The following is a 24,831-nucleotide window of genomic DNA, read 5'->3' as shown; positions in this document are numbered from 1 at the left end:
TATCAATGAAACCTTCCCCCCGCCTGATCTCGTTGCTCATCAACCTCTGGCCACCCTTCCTCGGCGCCGGCATCCGCGTACGCCATATCCGCCCGGACTGGCGGGAGATCGTGGTTTCAATGCGGCTTGGGCTGACCAACCGCAACTATGTGGGCGTGCATTTCGGCGGAAGCCTGTACGCGATGACCGACCCCTTCTTCATGCTGATGCTGATGCACACTCTGGGCAGCGACTACTACGTCTGGGATAAGGCTGGGCGGATCGAATACATCAAGCCCGGGCGGGGAGTGGTAAGCGCCCGCTTCACGCTGGAGGAGGCCGCGCTGGAATCTATCCGCGCGCACACTGCTGGCGGGGACAAGTATTTTCCGGAGCTGCAGGTGGATGTGGTGGATGCCAGCGGAGAAGTGGTGGCACGGGTGCACAAAACGCTGTACGTCAAGCGCAAGAAGCCGCGTTAACGCCAGGCATGGCGGCCAGGCAGCCGCCACCGGCCCGCCTGACGGGGCCGGGAAAAAGCGGTCAGGGGGCCGCGTGCATCAGGGCTGTCGGCAAAGCGCATCAGTCGCCGAAGCCACAGAAGACTTCACGCATCATCTTCAGCACTTCCAGCGTGCGGATGTCGCCCACCCGGTAAAAGACCCGGTTGGCATCCTTGCGCGTGCGCAGCACCCCTTTGTCTCGCATGATCGCCAGATGCTGCGAGATGTTGCTCTGGGACGTGCCGACCTGCTCCACAATGTCCTGCACGCTTACTTCCTGGTCTGCCAATACCGAGATGATCTTAAGGCGCAGGGGGTGGGACATCGCCTTCATCGCCCGGGATGTTTGCTCGACCTGATCGTCGTTGAAAAGCAAAGCCGTAGCTCCCGTTTCATTTTATTGGTTGGGTTTGCGTTACAATAATAGCGACAAAAACCTTCATTATCAAGAATTTCTAATATACCGGTTGCAACACACATGACCACGATCAAACCTGCGCTGCTGCTCATCCTGGACGGCTTTGGCCACCGCCTCGACGGGGACGACAACGCAATCGCCGCCGCCCGCACCCCCAACCTCGACCGCCTGCGCCAGCTGTATGCCTATGGCACCATCAACGCTTCGGAAGGGTTCGTCGGCCTGCCCAGCGGCCAGTTCGGCAACTCCGAGGTCGGCCACCTCAACATCGGTGCCGGCCGTGTGGTGCAGCAGGACATCAGCCGCATCGACTGCGACATCGAAGCCGGGCACTTCGGGGAGAACCCGGTGCTGCGCGAAGCCATCGACAGTGCCGCCACCACCGGTCACACCCTGCACGTCCTCGGGCTGCTTTCGGATGGGGGCGTACACAGCCACGAGAACCACATCCATGCCCTGATCCGCACGGCACAGGCGGCCGGCGTAAAGAGCATTCTGATTCATGCCTTCCTCGACGGACGCGACACCCCACCGCAAAGCGCCCGCCTCTACCTGGAACGCCTGGAAGCAGTGCTGGCCGCGTGCCCGAATGCCCGGCTGGCCACGATGTGCGGCCGCTACTGGGCCATGGACCGCGACAAGCGCTGGGAGCGTGTCGAACCGGCCTACCACTGCGTGGTGGACGGTGTCGGCCTCTTCCATGCCTCCAGCGGGCTGGCAGGGTTGGCCGAAGCGTACGCACGGGGCGAAAACGACGAATTCGTCAGCGCCACCACCATTGGCGCTCCGGTGCCCATGACCGACGGCGATGTGGTCATCTTCATGAACTTCCGCGCCGACCGTGCACGGCAGTTCACCAGCGCGCTGACCGATCCTGCATTCGATGGCTTTGCCGCCAGGCAGCCACGGCTGGGCCGCTTCGTCAGCCTAACCTCGTACGGCGAGGCCTACAGCCATCCGGTAGCCTATGCTCCGCAGAAAATCCACAACGGCCTGGGCGAATACCTCTCCAGCCTCGGCCTGCGGCAGCTGCGCATCGCCGAAACCGAGAAGTACCCGCATGTCACCTACTTCTTCAACGGTGGCGAGGAACAAGTCTATCCGGGCGAGGAACGCATTCTCGTGCCATCACCCAAGGTGACTACCTACGACCTGCAACCCGAGATGAGCGCGCCGGAGGTCACCCGCCGCATCCTGGAAGCGATCGCCTCCGGCAGCTACCAGGCCATCATCTGCAACTACGCCAACGGCGACATGGTGGGGCATACCGGCGTCTTCGATGCGGCAGTCAAGGCGGTGGAAACGCTGGACACCTGCGTGGGCCAGTGCGTGGAAGCCATGCTGGCCGCTGGGGGCGAAGTGCTGATCACCGCCGACCACGGCAACTGCGAACGGATGCACGACCACCAGAACGCCCAACCGCATACCCAGCACACACTGGAACAGGTGCCCTTCCTCTATGTAGGCCGGCAGGCTACCATTCGTGAGGGCGGATCGCTGCGCGATATCGCGCCCACACTCCTGGCCATGATGGGCCTGGACAAGCCGGCAGAAATGACCGGCCAATCGCTGATCGAATTCAAGTGAAAACCGCCTTCCTTCTTGTACTGGCAAGCGGCGTGGCGCTGGCGGCCCCCGCTGCGCCGCCGGCGCCGCTGAATCCGGCTCCGCAGCAGCAGACCCTGCAGAGCGTGCGCAAGGAAATCGACGCCCTGCAGAAGGACATCGCCCAGAAGCAGGCTGTCAAAGAGGAAGCTCAAAGCGCCATCCGGCAGTCACAGGAGGCACTGGCTGAAACCCGCAGTTCGCTCAACCAGCTCGAAGCCCGGCACCAGACCTCCGCGCAGCAATTGGCGGAGCTGCGTGCACTGATCGACAGCACCCGTCACAAGGTGGCGCTGGCTCAGGAAAAGGTTGGCCGAATGCTGGCGCGCCAGTACAAGACCGGTGAGCACGACGCCATGCGGCTGATGCTCAATGCGCGCGATCCGAACCAAGCCGGGCGCGACCTCACCTACTATCGCCACATCGCCCGCGCCCAGCAGCAACTGATCGACGACCTTGCCGCCCGGCGCGGCGAGCTGGAACAGCTATCGCAAGCCCTGGAGGCGGAAATCGCCCGGCTGAGCACCCTCTCCCAGCTCAAGAGCCGGGAGAAGCAGTCGCTGGAGGCCACTCAGGCAACCTATCAGCAGCACATCTCCCAGCTCACCAGCCAGATCAGTGCCAAACAGAACCGGCTGGTGACCCTGAAGGAAGACGAGAAGCGTCTGACGGCACTGATCGCACAGATCAATGCCGCCATCGAAGCGCGCCGCAAGGAAGAGGCTCGGCGCGTGGCAGAAGCCCGCAAGGCCCGGCAACAGGCCGCCCAGAAGGAAAACGAGCGGCGGCGCAAGCTGGCGGCCGATGCCCGCAAGGCGGGCAAGCCGGTGCCGAAGGAGGCCGAGAAACCCGTGGCCGTCGAGCCTGTCGAAGAGGTGGCCGACAGCAGCGCAGCCGGCAAGGCTTTCCGCAGCCTGCAGGGCCGGATGAAGCTGCCGGTGGCCGGCGAGATCGCCGGACGCTTCGGAGCGGCCCGCAACGAAGGTACTACCTGGAAGGGCCTCTTCATCCGCACTGCACCGGGTCAGCCGGTCCGGGCGGTGGCCGACGGTCAGGTGGTCTATGCCGACTGGCTGCGCGGCTTTGGCAACGCAGTCATCGTCGACCATGGCGGCAACTACATGACCGTTTACACCGGGCTGGGCAACGTGGCCCGATCCGCAGGTCAGACGGTGCATGCGGGCGACAGCCTCGGTAGCTCCGGCACACTGGACAGCGGCGAGAGCGGCCTGTACTTTGAAATCCGCCACATGGGCCGTCCGGTCAATCCTTTATCCTGGGCCCGCTGAGGCCCCACGGAGACTTCCAACGATCATGAGCAGTCCACGACTGAAGAAACTGGCGCTACTGATGGCCGGCGCCCTGGCCGGTGGTGCGTTGACCATCAGCTTCCAGGCGTTTGCCGACAAGGAAAAGGCCGTCCTGCCGCTCAACGAGCTGAGCACCTTTGCCGAAGTGTTCGGCCGCATCAAGCAGGAATACGTCGAGCCCGTCGACGACAAAAAGCTGATCAGCGAGGCGATCAAGGGCATGCTGTCCGGTCTCGACCCGCATTCGGACTACCTGGACCCCGAGGCCTACCGCGAGCTGAAGGAAGGCACCCAAGGCGAGTTTGGCGGCTTGGGCATCGAGATCGGTGCCGAGGATGGCCTGGTCAAGGTGGTGTCCCCGATCGAGGACACCCCGGCCCAGCGCGCCGGCATCAAGAGCGGTGACCTGATCGTCAAGATCGACGATACGCCGGTACGCGGGTTGTCGCTCAACGATGCCGTCAAGCGCATGCGCGGCAAGCCCGGCACCAAGGTTACCCTGACGCTGGCACGCAAGAACGAGCCAAAGCCGATCGTGGTTACCCTGACCCGCGCTGTCATCAAGACCAAGAGCGTGAAATACAAGCTGCTGGAGCCAGGCTACGGCTATATCCGGCTGGCGCAGTTCCAGGAACACACGGTGGAGAATCTCAACCAGGCGCTGCAGAACCTTGCGCGGGAGAACAAGACGCCGCCCAAGGGGCTGGTGCTGGATTTGCGCGACGACCCGGGCGGTCTGCTCAACGGTGCCGTAGGCGTGGCCTCGGCCTTTCTGCCGGGCAACGCACTGGTGGTGTACACCGAAGGGCGTGCCAGTGACGCCAAAATGCGCCTGACGGCCTCGCCGCAGAACTACAAGCGGCTGAACGGCAGCGACCCGCTTGCCGGCCTGCCGGCCTATGCCAAGACGGTACCGATGGTAGTGATCGTCAACGGTGGTTCCGCCTCGGCCTCCGAAATCGTGGCCGGTGCCCTGCAAGACCACAAGCGTGCGGTGATCGTGGGCACCCAGAGCTTTGGCAAGGGGTCGGTGCAGTCCATCCTTCCCTTGGGCAACTCGGGGGCGATCAAACTGACCACTGCCCGTTACTTCACGCCGAGTGGCCGCTCGATCCAAGCCAAGGGCATCACGCCGGATGTGGTGGTGGAGGACGCCACGATCACCAATGCCGAACAGGCGCTGCGCATCCGTGAGGCCGATCTGGAAAACCATCTGCGCAACAATGACAGTGGCGAGGTAACGGTGATCAAGGTGCCGGCCAAACCTGCCCCCGACAGCGGCACGCCTCTCAGGTCGCCGGAGGACAGCGCCCCGCGCGGCAAAGACAAGCAGGACCGGAACGACAAGGGCGAGGAGGCTTCGGCCAACCCGCGCGACCCCAACCCGCGTTCCGATTACCAGCTGGGCCAGGCACTCAATATCCTCAAGGTGCAGCAGATCCTGCTGAAAAAGGGCAACTGAGCCGCTCCACCTGCCGGGCCGCCCCACGGGGCGGCCTTTTCTTTGGCCGGCAGCGGTTGATCACCACGCGCCGGCTGCCGGCACTGCGCTTTCCTGTTACCCTTTCCTGTCAGCCGTTTTCCCATCCGCCGGAGCCTCAGTACCGATGTTGACGCAGGAATTCGTTTTTTCCTTCCGCGAAGCCGCACCCTACATCAATGCCTTCCGCGGCAAGACCTTCGTGATCGCACTGAGCGGCGAGGCGGTGGCCGGTGGCAACCTGGCCGGCTTGGCCCAGGACATCAACCTTCTGGTCAGCCTGGGCGTGCGCGTGGTGGTGGTACATGGCGGGCGGCCGCAAATCGCCGCACTGCTGGCGCGCAACGGGCTGATGCCGCGTTTTCACGACGGCCGCCGCATCACCGATGCGCCGACACTGGAGGCCGTCAAGCAGGCTCAGGGCATGGTGCGCTACGAGATCGAGGCCGCGCTGTCGATGGGCATGCCCAACTCACCGATGCACAACGCTCACCTGCGGGTTTCCAGCGGCAACGTGCTCACCGCCCGCCCACTCGGGGTGATCGACGGCGTGGACTATTTCTATTCCGGGCAGGTGCGGCGTATCGACACCGAGGCGATCAACCAGCGGCTGGACACCGGCGAACTGGTGCTGATCTCACCGATCGGCTATTCCCCCACCGGCGAGGTCTTCAACCTGATGATGGAGGAAGTGGCCACACAGACCGCCAGCGCCCTGCGGGCGGAGAAGCTGATCTTCCTGATCGAGAGCCGCGGGGTAACCGGACCGGAAGGCCAGTTCGTGAGCACGCTCAACGCCCACCAGGCAGAAGACCTGCTGGCGCGGAACACACAGCCGGTGGATGTCTGCGCCTATCTGGCCTGTGCGGTGCGCGCGGTACGCGAGGGCGTGCCACGTGCCCACCTCGTCAGCCACCGGGAAGACGGCGCCCTTCTGGTGGAGCTTTTCACCAGCGGCGGCAACGGCACAATGGTGTCGCGCGATCCGCTGGTGAAAGTGCGTAACGCCGGCATCGAGGACATCGGCAACATCATCGCGCTCATCCGTCCGCTTGAGGAACAAGGGGTACTGGTCAAGCGCAGCCGCGAGCATCTGGAGATGGAGATCGACTGCTATTCGGTGCTGGAGCACGATGGCAAGGTGTATGGCTGCGTGGCGATGCACACCTTCCCTGGCAGTGACATGGCGGAACTGGCCTGTCTGGTGGTGTCGCGGGACAAGCGCGATGCGGGCTTTGGCGAGACCTTGCTGCACCATGTAGAACAGAAAGCCCGGCTGCGCGGCATGCATGCCCTGTTCGTGCTGACGACCCAGACGGCACACTGGTTCGTCGAACGCGGCTTCAGCCCGGCCGACCCCAGCCAATTGCCCCCGCCCCGGCAGCGTCTCTACAATACGCAGCGCCGCTCCAAGGTGTTCATCAAACCCTTGTGAGGCAGGTGACGTGCCATAGCTGCACGTTCATCGCTGTGTCACAATACCGTAGTAAATTGTCATCTGAACCGTGTGAGGAAAACCGAATGTCGCGAATGGTCAACTGCGTGAAACTGGGCCGCGAGGCCGAAGGCCTGGATTTCCCGCCGCTGCCGGGCGAACTGGGCAAGCGCGTGTACGATTCGGTTTCGAAGGAAGCCTGGCAGGGGTGGCTACGCTACCAGACCATGCTCATCAACGAAAACCGGCTCAATCTGGCGGACGCCCGCGCACGCCAGTACCTGGCCCAACAGATGGAAGCGTACTTCTTCGGCCAAGGGGCCGACGCACCGGCCGGCTTTACGCCACCGGCCCAATCCTGATCGACCGGCCCTCCTTCAGGAGGGCTTTTTTTCATCCGAAACCCGTTGCCATGTCACAGCCGCAAGACCTCCTGCTCAACCGCGAACTCGGCGTCATCGAGTTCAACCGTCGTGTTCTGGCCCAGGCCGAAGATCCTCAGCTGCCCCTGCTGGAGCGCCTGAAGTTCCTGTGCATCGTCTCCTCCAACCTGGACGAATTCTTCGAGGTCCGGCTGGCGTGGCTAAAGGCCTGCGCGCGCCACACTCCCGAGCGCCTGCTGCCGGACGGCCGCACACCACGCCAGGCGCTGGACATGGTTTCCGGCGCGGCCCATGCACTGGTACGCGACCAGTATGCCGTAATGCGCGAGGTGCTGTTCCCGGCCTTCCGCGACGAGAACATCGTCTTCCTGCGGCGTGACGAGTGGAACGCCGAGCAGCGGCAATGGGTGCGCGACTACTTCTTCCGCGAAGTGATGCCGATCCTGACGCCGATCGGTCTGGACCCATCGCATCCCTTCCCCAAGGTCCTGAACAAAAGCCTTAACTTCGCGGTGGAGCTGGAAGGCCGCGATGCCTTCGGCCGACGTTCCGGCATCGCCATCGTACAGGCACCGCGCATCCTGCCACGGGTGATCAAGCTGCCGGCCGAGCTGTCGGAAGGCAAGCTGATGCTGGTGTTCCTGTCCTCGATCCTGCATGCCCATGTACACGAGCTGTTTTTAGGCATGGCGGTAAAGGGGTGCTACCAGTTCCGTGTCACCCGCGACAGCGAGCTGAACGTCGAGGACGAAGACCTCAAGAACCTGCGTACCGCGCTGCAGGGGGAATTGCGGCAGCGCCAGTTCGGCGATGCCGTGCGGCTGGAGATCGCCGACAACTGCCCGCAGCACATGGAGGAATTCCTGCTGACGCAGTTCAACCTGGAGCAGCGCGACATCTACCGTGTGGATGGTCCGGTGAACCTGGTGCGCCTGATGCAGGTGCCGGACCTGATCGACCGGCCGGAGCTGAAGTTCCCGCCCTTCACGCCCACCCTGCCGCCCTCGCTGCAGAAGAAGGCCAGCCTATTCGATGCCATCCGTCAGGGGGATGTGCTGCTGCATCATCCGTACCAGAGCTTCCAGCCGGTGATTGATCTACTCAATCTGGCCGCGCTGGATCCGCAGGTGGTGGCCATCAAGATGACGGTATACCGCACCGGGACCGACTCGGTGCTGATGGAGTCGCTGATCGCCGCCGCCCGTGCCGGCAAGCAGGTGACGGTGGTGGTGGAGCTGATGGCGCGTTTTGACGAAGAGGCCAATATCAGCTGGGCCAGCCGGCTGGAGGATGCCGGGGCACACGTGGTGTACGGCGTGTTTGGCTACAAGGTGCACGCCAAGATGCTGATGGTGGTGCGCCGCGAGGAACACGGCCTGCGCCGCTACGTCCATCTGGGCACCGGTAACTACCACCCGCGCACCGCACGCCTGTACACCGACTTCGGCCTGATGACCTGCAATGAAGAAATCGCCAGCGACGTGAACGATATCTTTGTGCAGCTCACGGGCCTGGGACGAGCCAGCCAGCTCAAGCATCTGTACCAGTCGCCCTTCACCCTGCACAGCATGATCATGGCTGCCATCGCCCGCGAAACCGAGCACGCGGAAGCGGGCCGGCCAGCACAGATCATCGCCAAGATGAACGCCCTTTTGGAGCCGCAGGTGATCCACGCGCTCTACAAAGCCAGCCAGGCCGGAGTGAAGATCCAGCTGATCGTGCGGGGCGTGTGCGCGCTGCGTCCGGGCGTGCCCGGGCTTTCGGACAACATCACCGTGCGCTCCATCGTCGGACGCTTCCTCGAGCACCCGCGCGTGTTCTATTTCTTTAACGACCGGCAGGAAGATGTGTTCATCGCCAGCGCCGACTGGATGGGCCGCAACTTCTTCCGCCGCATCGAAACCTGCGTTCCCGTACTGGACGCACGCATCAAGCGCAGGCTGATCAAGGAAAGCCTGAAGCTGTATCTGGAAGACAACTGCAACGCGTGGGAGATGCAGCCGGACGGCAGCTATCGCCGACGCCAGACGCGTGGCCGTCTGCGTTGCGCGCAGGCCCAGCTGCTGGCCGAATACGCTCACTGACGGTCCAGCCTGCCACACAGGGGCGGCACTGCGGAACTTGCCGCATGCCGCCCTTGCCATATCTTCTCAAGACAGCATCATGAGGAGACATCTATGGAGTGGCTGGGCTATCTTGCCGCCATCATGCTGGTCGTCGTGGGGATGGCTGGTACCTTTCTTCCCGCACTGCCTGGCCTGCCGCTGGTTCTGGCAGGCTTTTTCCTCGCGGCCTGGATGGACGGTTTCGTCCATGTGGGCGCGCCCATCCTGATTGCGCTGGCGGTGCTGACTGCACTGGGCCTGCTGATCGACTTCCTTGCCGGCGTGCTGGGGGCCCGTGCCACCGGGGCCAGCCGGCAAGCGCTGTGGGGGGCTGCCATCGGCGGCATCGTCGGGCTGATCCTGGGGCTGGCCGGCGTGATCCTGGGCCCGCTGGTCGGCGCGGCAACCGGTGAATATCTGGCACGCCGCGACCTGCTGCAGGCCGGCAAGGTTGGGATCGGCACCTTCATCGGCTTCATCATCGGCACGGTGGCCAAGGTCGGCATCGGTCTGGCCATGCTGACCACCTTCGCCTTCGGCTGGTGGTTCTGACCCCGCTTCGGCCAACCTTGCCACAAGGTTGGCCGAAGCCGCATTCCTCTTCCCCGGCCCGTCGGACGGCACAGTGCTTGCCTCACCGAGCAGATGACTGTCGTGCAACCCGAGGCCCTTTCCCATGTCCAACCGTTGTGCCGCGATGCTGTGGCTGGCCTGCATGGCCCTGCCCGCTGCCGCCGAGACCGCGCCCGCGCCACTACCGGGCGCCGAAAAGACACTCAAGACGCGCGTGCTGGAGAACAGCGCCCGCTGGATGCAGGGCGACAGCCCACTGCAGGACATCAACGTCTATTTGGTAGGGCTGCAGCGCCAACGCACTGACCCGACCCAGCAGAACGAGACCCATCAGTACTGCGAGCAGGTCAATCAAGATTTCGCGCAGTGCGTGCTTTACGACGGCAACGGGCGTGGCGCACGCCTCAGCGGCGTTCAGTACATCATTTCGGCCAAGCTCTACGAGGCGCTCGCGCCCGCGGAAAAGCCGCTGTGGTCTCCGCTGGGCTACGCCATCCTGTCGGGCCAGTTGGTGGCACCCGGGGTGCCGGCCGTGGCGGAAAAGGCATTGATGAAGGACAAGATCGCTGCCTACAGCAAGACCTGGCAGCTATGGAACACCGGCGGCCCCGGACGCAGCGGCAGTGCCCTGCCTGTGGGGGAGGCCCATCTTCTGGACAACTTCGTGCGCGACGGCGAGGCCAGTGCCGAGCTGGTGCGCCAGCGCGACCAGAGATTGGGCATCGACGCCAACAAAAAGCGGAGCGAGCGCCAGAGCCTCGCCCCGGCTGCACGCCCGGCCCCGCGCTGAGACGTTGCAAGCCCGATCGGTTCGGACACACTCGAGGAGCATCGAAACATGTTTTCCACCGTTGACCCGGTGTTGCTGGCGCGTGTGCAGTTTGGCCTCAACATCAGTTTTCACATTCTTTTCCCCGCGATCAACGTCGGGCTCGCCTGGGTACTGGTGTACTTCAAGCGCAAGCTGGCCAAGACAGGTGACGAAGCCTGGATGGATGCCTACCGGCTGTGGGTGAAGGTGTTTGCACTGTCGTTTGCCGTCGGGGTGGTCAGCGGCATCACGATGAGCTTCCAGTTTGGCACCAACTGGCCCGGCTTCATGGACCGGGCAGGCAACGTGGCGGGCCCGCTCCTGGGGTATGAAGTGCTGACGGCCTTCTTCCTCGAGGCCACCTTCCTCGGCATCATGCTGTTCGGCTCCAACCGCGTTAGTCCGCGGGTGCATACCCTGGCCACAGTGCTGGTGGCGGTGGGGACGTCCCTGTCCACCTTCTGGATTCTGGCCCTCAACTCCTGGATGCAGACGCCCACCGGCCACGAGATCATCGATGGCAAGATCCATGTGGTGAGCTGGTGGCAGGTGATCTTCAATCCCTCTTTCCCCTTCCGGCTCACCCACATGCTGCTGGCCTCCGGCCTGACCATCGCCTTTCTGCTGGCCGGCCTATCCGCCTACCGCTGGCTACGTGGCGACCGTGGCGGCGATGTTCGCGCTGCGCTGCGCACCGGTGTGTTCTTGGGAGCGATGCTGATCCCGGCACAGATCGTCGTGGGTGACCTGCACGGACTGAACACGCTGGAACACCAGCCGGCCAAGATCGCCGCGATGGAAGGTATCTGGAAGACCGGCACCAGCCTGCCCGCAGTGCTGTTCGGTTGGCCGAACGAGGTGGAGTCGCGCAATGACTGGGAGCTGGTCGCCCCCATCCCCGGTCTGGCTTCGTTTTACCTCACCCACGACTTCAAGGGCGAGATTCAAGGGCTGGAAGCGTTTCCGAATGCCCATCCGCCGGTGCTGCCGGTATTTCTTGCCTTCCGCATCATGGTGGGGGTGGCGATGCTGATGCTGCTGGTGTCGTGGGTGGGCGCGTGGCAACTGCGGCGGCGGGGAGAACCCCGGCCGTGGCTGGCACGCACGCTGGTGGGAATGACCTTCTCAGGCTGGGTGGCGGTGCTGGCAGGCTGGTACGTTACCGAAATCGGCCGGCAACCTTTTCTGGTATACGGCATCCTGCGCACGTCGGAGGCCGCCTCCAAGGTGCCGGCGCCGCTGATCGGCACCTCACTGACGCTGTACATCCTGCTTTATCTGTTCCTGATCACCTCGTACATCGCAGTGCTCTTCTACCTGGCACGTCAGGCCGCGCGCAAGGATGGCGAAGCCTTCAAGGCCGAGGCCGAAACGCCGCAGCCTGTGATCCCCAACCGCTGACACGGAGGCTTCCATGCAGATACACGACCTGTCCCAGCCGGCGGGCTGGCTGCCGCTGGTGTTCCTGGGCCTGCTGGCGCTGGCCATGCTGGTGTACGTCATTCTCGACGGCTACGATCTGGGCATCGGCATCTTGCTGCGCCGGGCCGGTGACGAGGAAAAGGACATGATGATCGCCTCGATCGGCCCCTTCTGGGATGCCAACGAAACCTGGCTGGTGCTGGGGGTGGGCATCCTGCTGACGGCCTTCCCCATTGCACACGGCATCATCCTCACCTCGCTCTACCTGCCAGTAACGCTGATGCTCATCGGCCTCATCCTGCGCGGTGTGGCCTTCGACTTCCGCGTCAAGGCGCGTGCCCACCACAAACCTTGGTGGAACCGCGCCTTCTACACCGGCTCGCTGCTCGCCTCGCTGTCACAGGGGCTGATGCTGGGGCGCTACATCACCGGCTTCGCTCCTGGCGTGGCCAGCTGGCTGTTCGCCGTGTTCGTGGCACTGGCCCTGGCAGCGGGCTACTCGCTGCTGGGGTCCTGCTGGCTGATCCTGAAGACCAGCGGCACGCTGCAGCTCAGGGCAGTACGCTGGGCACGCGGCAGCCTGTGGCTAACGGCGCTGGGCGTGGCCGCCGTCTCGGTGGTGACGCCGATGGTGAGCAGTCGCATCTTCGACAAGTGGTTCACGCTGGACAATCTGGTGTGGCTGTTCCCCATTCCGCTGCTGACCGCCGGCCTGTTCCTGTGGATCGAGCGCCTGTTACGTGCGTTTCCCGACCGGCAGGCGGCCGGCGACACACGTCACGACTGGCTGCCCTTCGTGATCAGCGCCGGCATTTTCCTTCTGGCGTTCATCGGTCTGGCCTACAGCTTGTTCCCCTTCCTGGTGGTGGACCGGGTGGACATCTGGCAGGCCGCCAGCGCCCCCAAGTCGCTGATGTTCCTGCTGGTAGGAGTGGTCATCGTGCTGCCGGCCATCCTCTTTTACACCGTCTATGCCTACCGTGTGTTCTGGGGCAAGGCCCACCCGCTCAGCTACTACTGAGCCTGCGGCGGGCGGTCCTGGCGCCGCCCGCCAAAACTCCCCCCACGCACGGGCGCACACTTGGGTAAGATATCCCCACCCATCCATTCCGCCGGCATCCGGTGCCGGCCCAGCCTCGGGGATTGCCATCCGTGAAAGCGTCCGGTCGTTCGATGTTCCCCCCCCAGCCCGGCGAGGCCCTGCCGGTCGGAGGCGATATCCTGCCCGACAGCAGCGGCTGCCTGAAAGCCCTGGCGGACACGCGCGAGAAGCTCTACCTGCTCAGCGAAGCCCTACCCCATTGCGTGTGGGTGCTGTGCAAGAACGGCGAACTGGAATACATCAACGGCCAGACCCGTCTTCTGACCGGCTGCACGCTAGAGGCGCTGAACGCCATGGGCTGGAGCAGCATCGTGCATCCGGACGACCTGCAGAGTCTGCGGGCCTGCATGCTGGATGCGTTCGCCCGCAATGCCTCCTACGAGATCGAGTGCCGGCTGCGCACGGCAGACGGCAGTTACCGCTGGGTCAGCAACCGGGCGGTGCCGGTGCTGGATGCACACGGGGAAGCCAGCAAGTGGGTGGGCACCTCCACCGACATCCATGACCGCAGGTTGGCCGAAGAGGCCCGCGCCCACACCGAAGCGCGGCTGCGGCTGGCACAGAAGGCAGGGTTCACGGGCAGCTTCGACTGGAACATCGCGTCAGGGGAAGTCGGGTGGTCCGACGAACTGTGCGCCGTATATGGCCTGCCCGCCGGCGGGTTTGGCGGAAAGCTGGAAGACTGGTGGCCCCTGCTGCACCCCAACGACTGTGCCCAGGCCGACGTGGCCATCCGCCAGGCCTTTGTCAATGGCGACTATTCCGCCGAATTCCGCATCTTTCGCGCCGACGACGGTGCCGAACGCTGGCTGCTCGCACGTGGCGAAGTGCATTACGACGCAGCGGGCCAACCGGTGAGGATGATCGGCATCAACGTCGACATCACCGAACGCAAGAAGGCCGAGCTCGCCTTGGACCAGAGCCGCGCCCGGCTCAAGCGCATGCTCGACGGCAGCAGCGATGGGTACTGGGAGTGGGATGTTCTGGCGGAGGAAGTGTTCATCTCGCCGCGCGGCTGCGAGATCATCGGCCTGCCCCCCGACACGCCGGTGCACCACATGCAGCGGGTGCGAGCCCTGATGCACCCCGAGGACCGCGAACGCATCCTGCAGACCATCGAGCCGGTGCTCAGCGGCCGCAGCGGTACTGACCACTACGTCATCGAATACCGCTACGTGCGGCCCGATGGAGAATCAGTATGGGTGCATGGCCACACCACCGTGACTGACCGGGGCCCAGACGGCCAAGCCACCATGGTGTGCGGCATCCTGTCGGATATCAGCCAGCGCAAGCAGGGCGACCAGGCCCTGGAGGAGAGCGAGGCGCGCTTTCGCGCTCTGGCGGATGCCATGCCGCACCTGGTGTGGACCGCCCAGCCGGATGGCACGGTGGATTACTACAATGCCCGTTATCGGGAGTTCGCCGGTATCGGTCAGGCCCGCGAAGGGGCCTGGGAGTGGGCGCCGGTCGTGCACGAGGAGGATCTGGAGGCTACGGTGGCCGCCTGGCAGCGGGCGGTGAGCACCGGCACGCCTTACCAGTGCGAGCACCGGGTGCGTCGCGCCGATGGCAGCTACCGCTGGTACCTCAGCCTGGGGGGGCCGGCCCGCGACGAGCAGGGGCGCATCGTAAAGTGGTACGGGTCGGCGACGGACTTGCAGGCCCAGAAGGCAGCCGAAGCTGCACTGCGCGCCAGCGAGAAGCGGTTACGCCTGGCCTTGGGGGTTTCGGGGCTAGGGGTATTCGAATGGAACCTGCGCACGCAAACCGGTTTGTGGGAAAACGCACGGATCGTGGAAATCTTCGGCCTGACGCCCGATGCGCCCTTCCTCACGCTCGACGCCTTCTTCAACCAGTATCTGCTCCCCGAAGACCGACCGGTGCTGGAGACGGCACTGGCCAATGCCCGGCACAGCCGGCAGCTACTGTATGCCACCGTGCGCATCCGTCGTGGCGACGGCATGCTGCGCTGGGTGGAACTGGCCGGACAGTTCCAACCGGACAGCGCAGGAGAGCCGGTGGTGCTGCTGGGAGTGCTGGGCGACATCACCGAACGCAAGGAGACCGAGGACACGCTGCGCGAGAACGACCGGCGCAAGGACGAGTTCCTTGCCACGCTGGCACATGAGCTACGCAACCCGCTCAGCCCCATCCGCAATGCCCTGCAAGTCCTGCGGATGAAGACGCCCGAAGACGAAACGGTGCGTTGGGGGCAGGACGTGATCGACCGCCAGGTCAATCATCTCACCCGCCTGATCGATGACCTGCTCGACGTCAGTCGCATCACCCGCAACCGCATTGAGCTGAGGAAGGAGCGGATCGCCCTGGCAGAGGTGGTGCGCAGCGCGGTGGAGAGCAGCCAGCCCCTGATCGACCGTGAAGGCCACCACCTTGAAATCCAGCTGCCCGCGGCGCCGCTGTATGTGGAAGGCGATTTCGTGCGGCTGACGCAGGTGGTGCTGAACCTTATCAACAATGCTGCCAAGTACACGCCGCCGCACGGCCAGATCCGTGTCAGCGCCGAACGCGAGGGCAGCCAGATCGTGCTGAGCGTGGCCGACAACGGCATTGGGCTAACCGCGGACGACCTCGCCCACATCTTCGACATGTTCTACCAAGCCGAGGCGGGCCGTAACCGGGCGCAGTCGGGCCTTGGGATCGGCCTGACGCTGGTGCGTCAGCTGGTGGAAAAGCACGGCGGGCAGATCTGTGCGCAGAGCCCTGGCCCTGGCCTGGGCAGCTGTTTCCGCATCACCCTCCCTGCCCTGCCTCCAGACCCATCCGAGAGCCCTTCGGCCAACGTTGTGCTCGGCAGTGGCACTGCCCGCCGCCGCATCCTGGTCGTGGATGACAACCATGACGCCGCCGAGAGCCTGACCATGCTGCTCGAACTGAGCGGGCATGAGGTGGAGATGGCCCATGATGGCGCTGCCGCGGTCGAGGCGGTGGAACGCTTCGGCCCCGAGGTGGTGTTCATGGATCTGGGCATGCCGGTGCTCAACGGCTACGAGGCCGCCGAACAGATACGCCGGCTGCCGCTCCCCCGCCAGCCGTGGCTGGTGGCGCTCACCGGCTGGGGACAGGAAGAACATCTGCGACGCGCGCGCGAGGCCGGCTTCAACGCCCATCTGACCAAACCGGTCGAATACGAGCAGCTCGCCCGACTCTTGGCCGAATGGCACCCCCCCCTCCCCGCCGGTACGCTGACCACAGGTCCGGGGCCAAGGCTCGAGGCCGCATCAGGGAAGGGAGTGCTCTTGGGTGGCCACTGCTAGTGGCTGTGGCCGGTCAGGCCTGTCGACGCCTGGACGGCACCCCAGTGTCGGGCAGGCGGCGCAGGGCGGCGGCCATGACCTGTGGCACCAAGCAAGGCGTAGCGGCCTGGAAGCCTAGGTACGGACGTTGACGCAGGCTGAGGAGAAAGGCGGAAGCAGGAATGCAAAAAGCCGGCATGAAGCCGGCTTTTCTGTGTCTGGCGTCCCCACGGGGAATCGAACCCCGGCCGCCGCCGTGAAAGGGCAGTGTTCTAACCGCTAAACTATAGGGACTCTGTGGCGCACCCGGAGCGATTCGAACGCCCGACCCTCTGGTTCGTAGCCAGATACTCTATCCAACTGAGCTACGGGTGCGTTTTCTGGCGGAGAAAGAGGGATTCGAACCCTCGATACAGGTTTAAGCCCGTATGCTTCCTTAGCAGGGAAGTGCCTTCGACCACTCGGCCATTTCTCCAGCACCAGAGAGCGCAATATTAGGGGGCGTTTTGCCCCCTGTCAAGCGTCCTCAGACGGTAGCGGCCTGATCAAGGCCAAAGGCCTTGTGCAGCACCCGCACCGCCAGCTCCAGGTACTTCTCATCGATCAGGACCGACACCTTGATTTCGGAGGTGGTGATCAGCTGGATGTTAATGCCCTCTTCTGCCAGGGTGCGGAACATGGTGGAGGCCACGCCGCAATGCGAACGCATGCCCACCCCCACAATGGATACCTTGGCCACCTTGTCGTCACCCTCGAGCTTGGCCGCACCGATGTGGGTCTGCACTTCGCGCAGGATGTCCAGCGTCTTCTGGTATTCGCCACGCGGTACGGTAAAAGAGAAGTCGGTGGTACCGTTCTCGCCCACGTTCTGGATGATCATGTCCACTTCGATGTTGGCGTCGGCAATCGGGCCCAGGATCTGGTAGGCAATGCCCGGACGGTCCGGGACACCCTTCACATTGATGCGTGCTTCATTGCGATCGAATGCGATCCCTGCGACAACGGCCTTTTCCATGCTTTCATCTTCCTCAAACGTGATCAGTGTGCCTTCGCCCTCGTCTTCGAAGCTGGAGAGCACGCGCAGGCGAACCTTGTACTTGCCTGCAAACTCCACCGAGCGGATCTGCAGGACCTTGGAGCCGAGGCTGGCCATCTCGATCATCTCCTCGAAGGTGATCGTTTTCAGGCGGCGCGCCTCGGGAACAACGCGCGGGTCGGTGGTGTATACCCCGTCCACGTCGGTGTAGATCTGGCATTCGTCAGCCTTGAGCGCGGCGGCCAGCGCCACGGCCGAGGTATCGGAGCCGCCACGGCCGAGCGTGGTGATGTTGCCCTGCTCGTCCACGCCCTGGAAGCCGGCCACGATGACCACCCGACCCTCGGCCAGGTCAGCACGCATGGCGCCGTCGTCGATCGACTGGATGCGGGCCTTGGTGTGGGCGGAATCGGTGGTCATCTTCACCTGCCAGCCACAGTAGCTGCGGGCATCCAGGCCGATGGCCTTCAGGGCCATGGCCAGTAGCCCGATGGTGACCTGCTCGCCGGTGGAGACCACCACGTCCAGTTCACGCGGGTCGGGGTATTCCTGAATGTCCTTGGCAAGCGCGATGAGGCGGTTGGTCTCGCCGCTCATTGCGGAGACGACCACAACCACATCATGTCCCTGTGCTTTCCATTTGGCGACACGGCGGGCTACGTTCTTGATGCGCTCGGTACTGCCAACCGAGGTGCCGCCGTACTTTTGTACGATAAGTGCCATGCTGGTTTTCTTGTTTAATTGAGGATGGGAAATTCGAACTTCGATTCTTGCCTTAACCTAGGCAGAATTGCAAGGCTGTTGTTCTACAAGCGCCAGAGCGGCTTTTGCGGCGCAGCAAATTCCCAAGGGGCCAGTCCCGGCCTAGTAAACAATGCGGTCGGGATGGGTATAGACGTTGGCCCGTCCAGGCCGTGCAAATCCCACCAGGGTCAGGCCGGCAGCGTCGGCTTCACGTACCGCCAGGGCGGTGGGGGCCGACACCGCCACCAGTATTTCGATACCGGCGCTGACGGCCTTGTGCACCATCTCGTAGCTGGCACGGCTGCTGATCACCGCCACGCCCGCAGGCAGGGCCGGCTGACGCACACGCCAGCCGATCAGCTTGTCCAGCGCCACGTGACGGCCCACGTCCTCGCGGATCTGCGCAAAGCTGCCGTCGGGTAGGAACCAGGCTGCAGCATGGGTACACCCCGTTTCCTGCGCCAGGGCCTGATGTTTCCCCAGCGCCAATAGCATCGGATCGAGCAGGCTGGCCGGGAGCGTCTGGCTGAACGGCAGGGGCGGCACCGCGCGAAAGACCGCCTCGATCTGCTCCACGCCGCACAGGCCGCAGCCGGTACGACCGGCCAACTGGCGTCGTTGTGCCTTCAATGCTGCGAAGCAGGCGGAGGCCAGCTCGATGCGAAGCTCGATGCCCTGTGCTGCACGACGCACGTCCACGTCATAGAGGTCGGCGCTCTGCCGGCCGATGCCTTCGGCCAAGGTGAAGCCATAGGCAAAGTCTTCCAGATCGGCCGGGGTGGCCATCATCACTGCATGGGCCAAATCGTTGTACACCAGCGCCACCGGCACCTCTTCGGCCAACCTGTCCTCTGCCGACTCGGCCCCGCCAGGGGTCAGCCTTATCAATGAGCCCCCTGTTGCGGGTGCATCTGTAACAGTTTCTGCACCGGTCACGCATATATTTTTCACGTCAGGTAAAACCCTATTTGTAGTAGCGGTAAGCGCTTGCAATAATACCGGGTCGATCTCATCGATAAACACCTCGGGCCGAGAAAAGCGCATGCTGCCGGCCCCATTCTGATTGCTCCACTGGAGAAGCACCATGCAGGTCAACCGACGGCAGTTTTTCAAACTGTGCGCCGGCGGTATGGCAGGTTCGACCATTGCGGCCTTGGGTTTCATGCCCGAGAAAGCCCTGGCTGATGTACGCAACTACAAGTTGCTGCGCGCCACGGAAACGCGGAACACCTGTCCCTACTGTTCGGTGGGCTGTGGCATCCTGATGTACAGCCTGGGGGATGGCGCCAAGAACGCGAAATCCGAAATTTTCCACATCGAAGGGGACCCGGACCATCCGGTTAACCGCGGCGCGCTCTGTCCGAAGGGCGCCGGGCTGGTGGACTTCATCCACAGCCCCAACCGGCTCAAGCATCCCGAAGTCCGCGAGGCGGGCAGCAACGAATGGAAGCGCATCAGCTGGGAAGAGGCGTTCGAACGCATCGCCCGACACATGAAGGCAGACCGGGATGCGAACTTCGTGGAGAAGAACGCCGATGGCGTGACCGTCAACCGCTGGCTGACGACTGGCTTCCTCGCCGCCTCGGCGTCGAGCAACGAAGCGGGCTGGCTGACGCACAAGTTCACTCGCAGCCTCGGGATGCTGGCGGTCGATAACCAGGCGCGTGTATGACACGGACCAACGGTGGCAAGTCTTGCCCCAACATTTGGTCGCGGTGCCATGACGAACCATTGGGTCGACATCAAGAATGCGAACTTGATCGTAGTGATGGGCGGGAACGCCGCCGAAGCACACCCGGTGGGCTTCCGCTGGGCCATTGAAGCCAAGACCCGCAACAAGGCGAAACTGATCGTCATCGACCCGCGCTTCACGCGCACGGCCTCGGTGGCAGACTTCTACGCCCCCATCCGCACCGGTACCGACATCACCCTGCTGTCGGGCGTGATCCGCTATCTGCTGGAAACAGGCAAGTACAACAAGGAATACACCCTTGCGTACACCAATGCTGCGCTGCTGGTGAATCCGGACTTCGCCTTCGAGGACGGCCTATTCAGCGGCTACAACGCGGAAAAGCGCAGCTACGACAAGTCCACCTGGAGCTACCAGCTCGACGAGCAGGGCTTTGCCAAGCGCGACGACACGCTGGCCGACCCACGCTGTGTGATCAACCTGCTGAAGGCGCATGTGGCGCGCTACACGCCGGAGATGGTGGAAACAATCTGCGGTACGCCCAAGGCGGCCTTCCAGAAGATCTGCGAATACATCGCCGAGACCGGCGCCGCGGACAAGACCACCTCGTTCCTGTATGCCTTGGGCTGGACGCAGCATTCGATCGGCGCCCAGAACATCCGCACCATGGCCATGATCCAGCTTCTGCTGGGCAACATGGGCATGGCCGGTGGCGGCGTAAACGCCCTGCGCGGTCACTCCAACATCCAGGGCCTGACCGACATCGGTCTGCTGTCCACCAGCCTGCCGGGCTATCTGACGATGCCGTCGGAGAAGGAGCCGACGCTCGAGGCGTACCTGAGCAAGTACACTGCCAAGCCGCTGGCAGACGGCCAGATGAACTACTGGCAGAACTATCCCAAGTTCTTCGTTTCGCTGATGAAGGCAATGTGGGGTGACAAGGCAACGGCCGACAACGGCTGGGGCTACGACCTGCTGCCCAAGTGGGACAAGGGTTACGACGTACTGCAGTACTTCGAGATGATGCACGCGGGCAAGGTCAACGGCTATTTCTGCCAAGGCTTCAACCCGGTAGCTTCGTTCCCCAACAAGAACAAGGTTGTGGCATCGCTCTCCAGGCTGAAGTACCTCGTGATCATGGACCCGCTGGCGACGGAGACATCCACCTTCTGGAAGAACCACGGCGAGCAGAACGACGTCAGCACAGCCGACATCAAGACCGAAGTCTTCCGTCTGCCGACCACGTGTTTTGCAGAGGAGGACGGCGCCATCGTCAACTCCGGCCGCTGGCTGCAGTGGCACTGGAAGGGCGCTGATGCGCCGGGCGAAGCGCTGACCGACCCGGAGATCCTGGCGGGGATTTTCCTCAAGCTCAAGGCAATGTACGCCAAGGAAGGGGGCAAGTTCCCCGATGCCATCCAGAGCCTGTCCTGGAGCTACCTCGATCCGCACGAGCCCAAGCCGGAAGAGCTGTCCAAGGAACTCAACGGCAGGGCGCTGGCCGATTTGCCGGATCCGAAGAACCCAGGCCAGTTCCTCGCCAAGAAGGGCGAGCAGCTGCCGGGCTTTGCCGCGCTACAGGATGACGGCAGCACCGCTTCGGGCTGCTGGATCTTTGCCGGCAGCTGGACACAGGCCGGCAACCAGATGGCACGTCGCGACAACAGCGATCCGTCCGGGCTGGGCAACACGCCCGGCTGGTCTTGGGCGTGGCCGGCCAACCGCCGCATCCTCTACAACCGTGCCTCTTGCCGTCCCGACGGCACGCCATGGGACAAGGCCCGTACCCTGATCAAGTGGAACGGTGAGAAGTGGGTGGGCATCGACGTGCCCGACTTCAAGGCGGACGAGCCGCCCGGGTCGCCGATGGGCCCCTTCATCATGCAGACCGAGGGGCTGGGGCGCCTGTTCGCGCTCGACAAGATGGCCGAAGGGCCCTTCCCGGAGCACTACGAACCGTTCGAGACGCCACTGGGCACCAACCCGCTGCATCCGAAGGTGATTTCCAACCCGGCAGCACGCCTCTTCAAGACGGACAAGGAGCAGTTGGGCGGGCACGAGGCCTTCCCGTACGCAGCCACCACCTACCGTCTGACCGAGCACTTCCACTACTGGACCAAGCATGCGCGGCTCAATGCCATCATGCAGCCGGAACAGTTCGTGGAGATCGGCGAGGAACTGGCGGCCGAGAAGGGCATCGTGCACGGTGACACGGTGAAGGTGTCCTCCAAGCGCGGCTACATCAAGGCCAAGGCCGTGGTGACCAAGCGTATCAAGGCGCTGAACGTCAACGGCAAGAAGGTCCACCACGTGGGTATTCCGATCCACTGGGGCTTCGAGGGCGTGGCGAAGAAGGGCTTCATCGCCAACACGCTGACCCCGTTCGTCGGAGATGCCAACACCCAGACGCCGGAGTTCAAGTCCTTCCTCGTCAACGTCGAGAAAGCATAAGGAGCGACCATGTCACTGCAATCGCAAGATATCCTGCGTCGCTCTGCCAGCCCCACCCAGCCGCCGATCGCGCGCGAGCACAAGGTGGAGGTAGCCAAGCTGATCGACGTGACCACCTGCATCGGCTGCAAGGCCTGTCAGGTGGCCTGTTCCGAATGGAACGACCTGCGGGATGAAGTGGGCGAGAACGTCGGCGTCTACGACAACCCGGCCGATCTGACGGCGCAAAGCTGGACGGTGATGCGCTACAGCGAGGTGGAGGAAAACGGCAAGCTGGAGTGGCTGATCCGCAAGGACGGCTGCATGCACTGTGCCGAACCGGGCTGCCTGAAGGCCTGTCCCTCGCCGGGCGCCATCATCCAGTACGCCAATGGGATTGTGGACTTCCAGTCCGAGCACTGCATCGGCTGTGGCTACTGCATCTCCGGCTGTCCGTTCAACGTACCGCGCATCAACGCCAAGGACAACAAGGCGTACAAGTGCACGCTGTGTTCGGACCGCGTCACAGTCGGCCAGGAGCCAGCCTGCGTGAAGACCTGCCCCACTGGAGCGATCCGCTTTGGTAGCAAGGACGACATGAAGGCCTACGCGGCAGACCGTGTGGAGGAGCTGAAGACCCGGGGGTACGCGCAGGCGGGCCTGTACGATCCGGAAGGGGTGGGCGGCACCCACGTGATGTATGTGCTGCACCATGCCGACCGGCCGCAGCTCTACCATGGACTGCCGGAAAAACCGGCGATCAGCCCGGTGGTACGGCTGTGGAAGGGCTTCCTCAAGCCGCTGGCCACGGTCGGCCTGGCCGCTTCGGTGCTGTTCGGCTTCTTCCACTACATCGGCGTGGGCCCCAACCGGGCCGATGAGACGGATCACGAGGAGGACAAGGCATGAGCCGCGAACGACTGATCCGGCGCTACGGCGCCGCCGAACGCATCAACCACTGGATCGTGGCGGTGTGCTTCGTGCTCCTGGCTCTGTCGGGCCTGGCGCTCTTCTACCCGGCGTTCTTCTGGCTGACCGGCGTGTTCGGCACGCCGCAGCTGGCGCGCATCGTGCATCCCTTTGTCGGGGTGGTGATGTTCCTGGGCTTCTTCCGCCAGTTTTTCCGCTACTGGCACCACAACTTCATCACTCGCGACGACATCCGCTGGATGACGTCGGTGAAGACGGTGCTGCTTGGGGGGGAAGTCGGCGATACGGGCAAGTACAACGGTGGCCAGAAAGGCATGTTCTGGCTGATGACCGGATGCATGCTGGTGCTGGTGATCTCGGGCATCGTCATCTGGCGGCCCTATTTCGCACCGGCCTTCCCGATCCCGGTGATCCGCGTGGCGCTGCTGCTGCATGCCTGGACGGCGCTGATCCTGATTGCCGGCATCATCGTGCATGTGTACGCCGCCCTGTGGGTAAAGGGCACGATGCGCGCGATGATCGAAGGCGTGGTGAGCGAGGCCTGGGCGCGCAAGCACCATCCGCGCTGGTACCGTGAAAAGATGCAGGAGGCCGGGCACACGGAAGGCGGCGCCCCGGCCCGCCAGGGGAAACCATGAGCATCCGCATCGTTCCGGTCGAAACGCTCGTCCAGCAACCCACTGGCCTGGAACCCCTGCTGCTGCCGCGCCCGACCGAGCTTTACCGGGCACGAGCCGCCCGGCTGCACAGCCTGGCCGCCCAGCATCCGATGGGCGACTACCTGCGCCTTGCTGCACGCATCGTCGAGGCACAACTGGGCCTGGTGATCCGCCAGCCGGTCCTACTGCCCGAGCGAGGGGACTACTTCCGGCAATGCGCCGAGCACGGCCTGCCGCCCCTCGGGGCGGTGGCCTGGCCACGCGAAGCGCTGTGGCGCGAGGGTCTGCGGGCCCTGTGCCGCGAGCTGGCCCAGGCGTTGACCGGCCCTGCCGCAGAGGTGGCAGCAAGGTTGGCCGAAGCACCGGACGCCTTGCTGGAGGGGTACGCCCAAGACCTGCTCTCAGGCCAGTACGAACGTGTGCCGGCCGGGGAGGCGCCCTTTGTCTGGGCGGCACTCGCCGCACACTTCAGCCAGTTGGCCAGCCAATTGAAGGTCGCCGCCATTCCGGAACCAGGGGACCACCGTCACCTGTGTCCGGTGTGCGGCAGCGCACCGGTGGCCAGCATGCAGCAGATCGGGGCCCGTTCCGGGCTGCGCTACCTGCACTGCGGGCTGTGCGAGAGCGAGTGGCATCTGGTGCGCGCCAAATGCAGCAACTGCGAAGACAGCCGGGACTTGGGCTACTGGTCGCTGGACGATCGTGAGGCGGCGGTCCGCGCAGAAAGCTGTGGCGCGTGCAGCAGCTACCTCAAGCTCGTGTCGCTCGACCGGGATGCTGCAGCCGATGCGGTGGCCGACGACCTGGCCACGCTGGCGCTGGACGCGCGGATGGAGGAGGAAGGGTTTGCACGCAGCAGCCTCAATCCTTTCCTGTTTCCTGGCTGAGTCCATCGCTGCCTCAAATGGCGACGCGCCCGCTCGCAGGAGCCGGGCGCGTTTTTCATTGGCCGCCGGCGCCCG

Annotated in this window: 19 protein-coding genes and 3 tRNA genes; 16 read left to right on the top strand and 6 right to left on the bottom strand. The window is 64.0% G+C overall.

Features of this window, described 5'->3' with window-relative positions:
• The first annotated feature begins 5 nt into the window (after positions 1-5).
• Positions 6-461, top strand: coding sequence for a DUF4442 domain-containing protein (locus tag EV669_RS00625; protein WP_054285460.1), 456 nt, complete (start codon positions 6-8; stop codon positions 459-461).
• 100 nt (positions 462-561) lie between these two features.
• Here the strand turns inward: EV669_RS00625 and EV669_RS00620 are convergent, their stop codons facing one another.
• Positions 562-858 (bottom strand): ArsR/SmtB family transcription factor, encoded by a 297-nt coding sequence (locus EV669_RS00620; RefSeq protein ID WP_054285459.1) that lies wholly within the window; start codon positions 856-858, stop codon positions 562-564.
• 102 nt (positions 859-960) lie between these two features.
• Between EV669_RS00620 and gpmI the strand changes: the two genes are divergently transcribed.
• From gpmI to EV669_RS00565, 11 genes are all read left to right on the top strand, one after another.
• Positions 961-2,487 (top strand): 2,3-bisphosphoglycerate-independent phosphoglycerate mutase, encoded by a 1,527-nt coding sequence (gpmI, locus tag EV669_RS00615; protein WP_132097623.1) that lies wholly within the window; start codon positions 961-963, stop codon positions 2,485-2,487.
• Positions 2,484-3,794, top strand: a complete 1,311-nt coding sequence (locus EV669_RS00610; RefSeq protein WP_132097622.1) for a peptidoglycan DD-metalloendopeptidase family protein — start codon at positions 2,484-2,486, stop codon at positions 3,792-3,794. Before gpmI ends, EV669_RS00610 begins: the two co-directional genes overlap by 4 nt.
• Positions 3,795-3,819: 25 nt before the next feature.
• Complete coding sequence (locus EV669_RS00605) at positions 3,820-5,277, top strand: S41 family peptidase (RefSeq protein WP_235445462.1); 1,458 nt, start codon at positions 3,820-3,822, stop codon at positions 5,275-5,277.
• Positions 5,278-5,422: 145 nt separating this feature from the next.
• Complete coding sequence (gene argA / locus EV669_RS00600) at positions 5,423-6,730, top strand: amino-acid N-acetyltransferase (RefSeq protein ID WP_132097621.1); 1,308 nt, start codon at positions 5,423-5,425, stop codon at positions 6,728-6,730.
• 86 nt (positions 6,731-6,816) lie between these two features.
• Positions 6,817-7,092, top strand: a complete 276-nt coding sequence (locus tag EV669_RS00595) for an oxidative damage protection protein (protein ID WP_054285455.1) — start codon at positions 6,817-6,819, stop codon at positions 7,090-7,092.
• A gap of 50 nt (positions 7,093-7,142) precedes the next feature.
• A complete protein-coding gene (ppk1, locus tag EV669_RS00590; protein WP_054285454.1) occupies positions 7,143-9,197 on the top strand; it encodes a polyphosphate kinase 1 in 2,055 nt (684 codons plus the stop codon).
• A gap of 93 nt (positions 9,198-9,290) precedes the next feature.
• Positions 9,291-9,770 carry a DUF456 domain-containing protein gene (locus tag EV669_RS00585; RefSeq protein ID WP_132097620.1) on the top strand — a complete coding sequence of 160 codons (480 nt, stop codon included), beginning with the start codon at positions 9,291-9,293 and terminating at the stop codon, positions 9,768-9,770.
• Between the two features lie 124 nt (positions 9,771-9,894).
• The gene (locus tag EV669_RS00580) at positions 9,895-10,581 is read left to right on the top strand and encodes a DUF1264 domain-containing protein (RefSeq protein WP_082446431.1); all 687 of its coding nucleotides are present in this window, start codon (positions 9,895-9,897) and stop codon (positions 10,579-10,581) included.
• A gap of 48 nt (positions 10,582-10,629) precedes the next feature.
• Positions 10,630-12,003, top strand: a complete 1,374-nt coding sequence (locus EV669_RS00575; RefSeq protein ID WP_132097619.1) for a cytochrome ubiquinol oxidase subunit I — start codon at positions 10,630-10,632, stop codon at positions 12,001-12,003.
• A gap of 13 nt (positions 12,004-12,016) precedes the next feature.
• Positions 12,017-13,045 carry a cytochrome d ubiquinol oxidase subunit II gene (locus EV669_RS00570; RefSeq protein WP_132097618.1) on the top strand — a complete coding sequence of 343 codons (1,029 nt, stop codon included), beginning with the start codon at positions 12,017-12,019 and terminating at the stop codon, positions 13,043-13,045.
• A 152-nt stretch (positions 13,046-13,197) separates the two neighbouring features.
• Positions 13,198-16,401, top strand: a complete 3,204-nt coding sequence (locus EV669_RS00565) for a hybrid sensor histidine kinase/response regulator (RefSeq protein ID WP_132097617.1) — start codon at positions 13,198-13,200, stop codon at positions 16,399-16,401.
• 198 nt (positions 16,402-16,599) lie between these two features.
• Here the strand turns inward: EV669_RS00565 and EV669_RS00560 are convergent.
• From EV669_RS00560 to fdhD, 5 genes are all read right to left on the bottom strand, one after another.
• Positions 16,600-16,674, bottom strand: a tRNA-Glu gene (locus EV669_RS00560).
• 4 nt (positions 16,675-16,678) lie between these two features.
• A tRNA-Arg gene (locus tag EV669_RS00555) sits at positions 16,679-16,755 on the bottom strand.
• Between the two features lie 6 nt (positions 16,756-16,761).
• A tRNA-Ser gene (locus tag EV669_RS00550) sits at positions 16,762-16,855 on the bottom strand.
• A gap of 51 nt (positions 16,856-16,906) precedes the next feature.
• Entirely contained in the window at positions 16,907-18,139 is a 1,233-nt protein-coding gene (locus EV669_RS00545) for an aspartate kinase (protein WP_054285448.1), read from the bottom strand.
• A gap of 141 nt (positions 18,140-18,280) precedes the next feature.
• Positions 18,281-19,048, bottom strand: coding sequence for a formate dehydrogenase accessory sulfurtransferase FdhD (fdhD, locus tag EV669_RS00540; protein WP_318271255.1), 768 nt, complete (start codon positions 19,046-19,048; stop codon positions 18,281-18,283).
• Between the two features lie 196 nt (positions 19,049-19,244).
• Here fdhD and fdnG point away from each other — a divergent pair, with 196 nt between their 5' ends.
• Genes fdnG through fdhE form a run of 4 tightly spaced genes read left to right on the top strand, consistent with a single transcriptional unit; the run spans position 19,245 to position 24,756 of the window.
• Entirely contained in the window at positions 19,245-22,301 is a 3,057-nt protein-coding gene (fdnG, locus tag EV669_RS00535; RefSeq protein WP_132097615.1) for a formate dehydrogenase-N subunit alpha, read from the top strand.
• A 9-nt stretch (positions 22,302-22,310) separates the two neighbouring features.
• The gene (gene fdxH, locus EV669_RS00530) at positions 22,311-23,189 is read left to right on the top strand and encodes a formate dehydrogenase subunit beta (RefSeq protein ID WP_055434198.1); all 879 of its coding nucleotides are present in this window, start codon (positions 22,311-22,313) and stop codon (positions 23,187-23,189) included.
• Positions 23,186-23,848, top strand: a complete 663-nt coding sequence (locus EV669_RS00525) for a formate dehydrogenase subunit gamma (protein WP_054285443.1) — start codon at positions 23,186-23,188, stop codon at positions 23,846-23,848. Before fdxH ends, EV669_RS00525 begins: the two co-directional genes overlap by 4 nt.
• Complete coding sequence (gene fdhE, locus EV669_RS00520; protein ID WP_132097614.1) at positions 23,845-24,756, top strand: formate dehydrogenase accessory protein FdhE; 912 nt, start codon at positions 23,845-23,847, stop codon at positions 24,754-24,756. The genes EV669_RS00525 and fdhE overlap by 4 nt, the downstream gene beginning before the upstream one ends.
• Positions 24,757-24,831 lie beyond the last annotated feature (75 nt).

The sequence above is a fragment of the Gulbenkiania mobilis genome, assembly GCA_004346645.1.
GTDB classification, from domain to species: domain Bacteria; phylum Pseudomonadota; class Gammaproteobacteria; order Burkholderiales; family Chromobacteriaceae; genus Gulbenkiania; species Gulbenkiania mobilis.
Note: the sequence above shows the minus strand (reverse complement) of the source record. Positions and strands in the feature narration are given on the sequence as shown.

Excerpts from the sequence above, each read along its gene's own strand:
- EV669_RS00625 (WP_054285460.1), top strand. The coding sequence starts at position 6 with ATGAAACCTTCCCCCCGCCTGATCTCGTTGCTCATCAACCTCTGGCCA.
- gpmI (WP_132097623.1), top strand. The coding sequence starts at position 961 with ATGACCACGATCAAACCTGCGCTGCTGCTCATCCTGGACGGCTTTGGC.
- EV669_RS00605 (WP_235445462.1), top strand. The coding sequence starts at position 3,820 with ATGAGCAGTCCACGACTGAAGAAACTGGCGCTACTGATGGCCGGCGCC.
- argA (WP_132097621.1), top strand. The coding sequence starts at position 5,423 with ATGTTGACGCAGGAATTCGTTTTTTCCTTCCGCGAAGCCGCACCCTAC.
- EV669_RS00595 (WP_054285455.1), top strand. The coding sequence starts at position 6,817 with ATGTCGCGAATGGTCAACTGCGTGAAACTGGGCCGCGAGGCCGAAGGC.
- ppk1 (WP_054285454.1), top strand. The coding sequence starts at position 7,143 with ATGTCACAGCCGCAAGACCTCCTGCTCAACCGCGAACTCGGCGTCATC.
- EV669_RS00585 (WP_132097620.1), top strand. The coding sequence starts at position 9,291 with ATGGAGTGGCTGGGCTATCTTGCCGCCATCATGCTGGTCGTCGTGGGG.
- EV669_RS00580 (WP_082446431.1), top strand. The coding sequence starts at position 9,895 with ATGTCCAACCGTTGTGCCGCGATGCTGTGGCTGGCCTGCATGGCCCTG.
- EV669_RS00575 (WP_132097619.1), top strand. The coding sequence starts at position 10,630 with ATGTTTTCCACCGTTGACCCGGTGTTGCTGGCGCGTGTGCAGTTTGGC.
- EV669_RS00570 (WP_132097618.1), top strand. The coding sequence starts at position 12,017 with ATGCAGATACACGACCTGTCCCAGCCGGCGGGCTGGCTGCCGCTGGTG.
- EV669_RS00565 (WP_132097617.1), top strand. The coding sequence starts at position 13,198 with ATGTTCCCCCCCCAGCCCGGCGAGGCCCTGCCGGTCGGAGGCGATATC.
- EV669_RS00545 (WP_054285448.1), bottom strand. The coding sequence starts at position 18,139 with ATGGCACTTATCGTACAAAAGTACGGCGGCACCTCGGTTGGCAGTACC.
- fdxH (WP_055434198.1), top strand. The coding sequence starts at position 22,311 with ATGTCACTGCAATCGCAAGATATCCTGCGTCGCTCTGCCAGCCCCACC.
- EV669_RS00525 (WP_054285443.1), top strand. The coding sequence starts at position 23,186 with ATGAGCCGCGAACGACTGATCCGGCGCTACGGCGCCGCCGAACGCATC.
- fdhE (WP_132097614.1), top strand. The coding sequence starts at position 23,845 with ATGAGCATCCGCATCGTTCCGGTCGAAACGCTCGTCCAGCAACCCACT.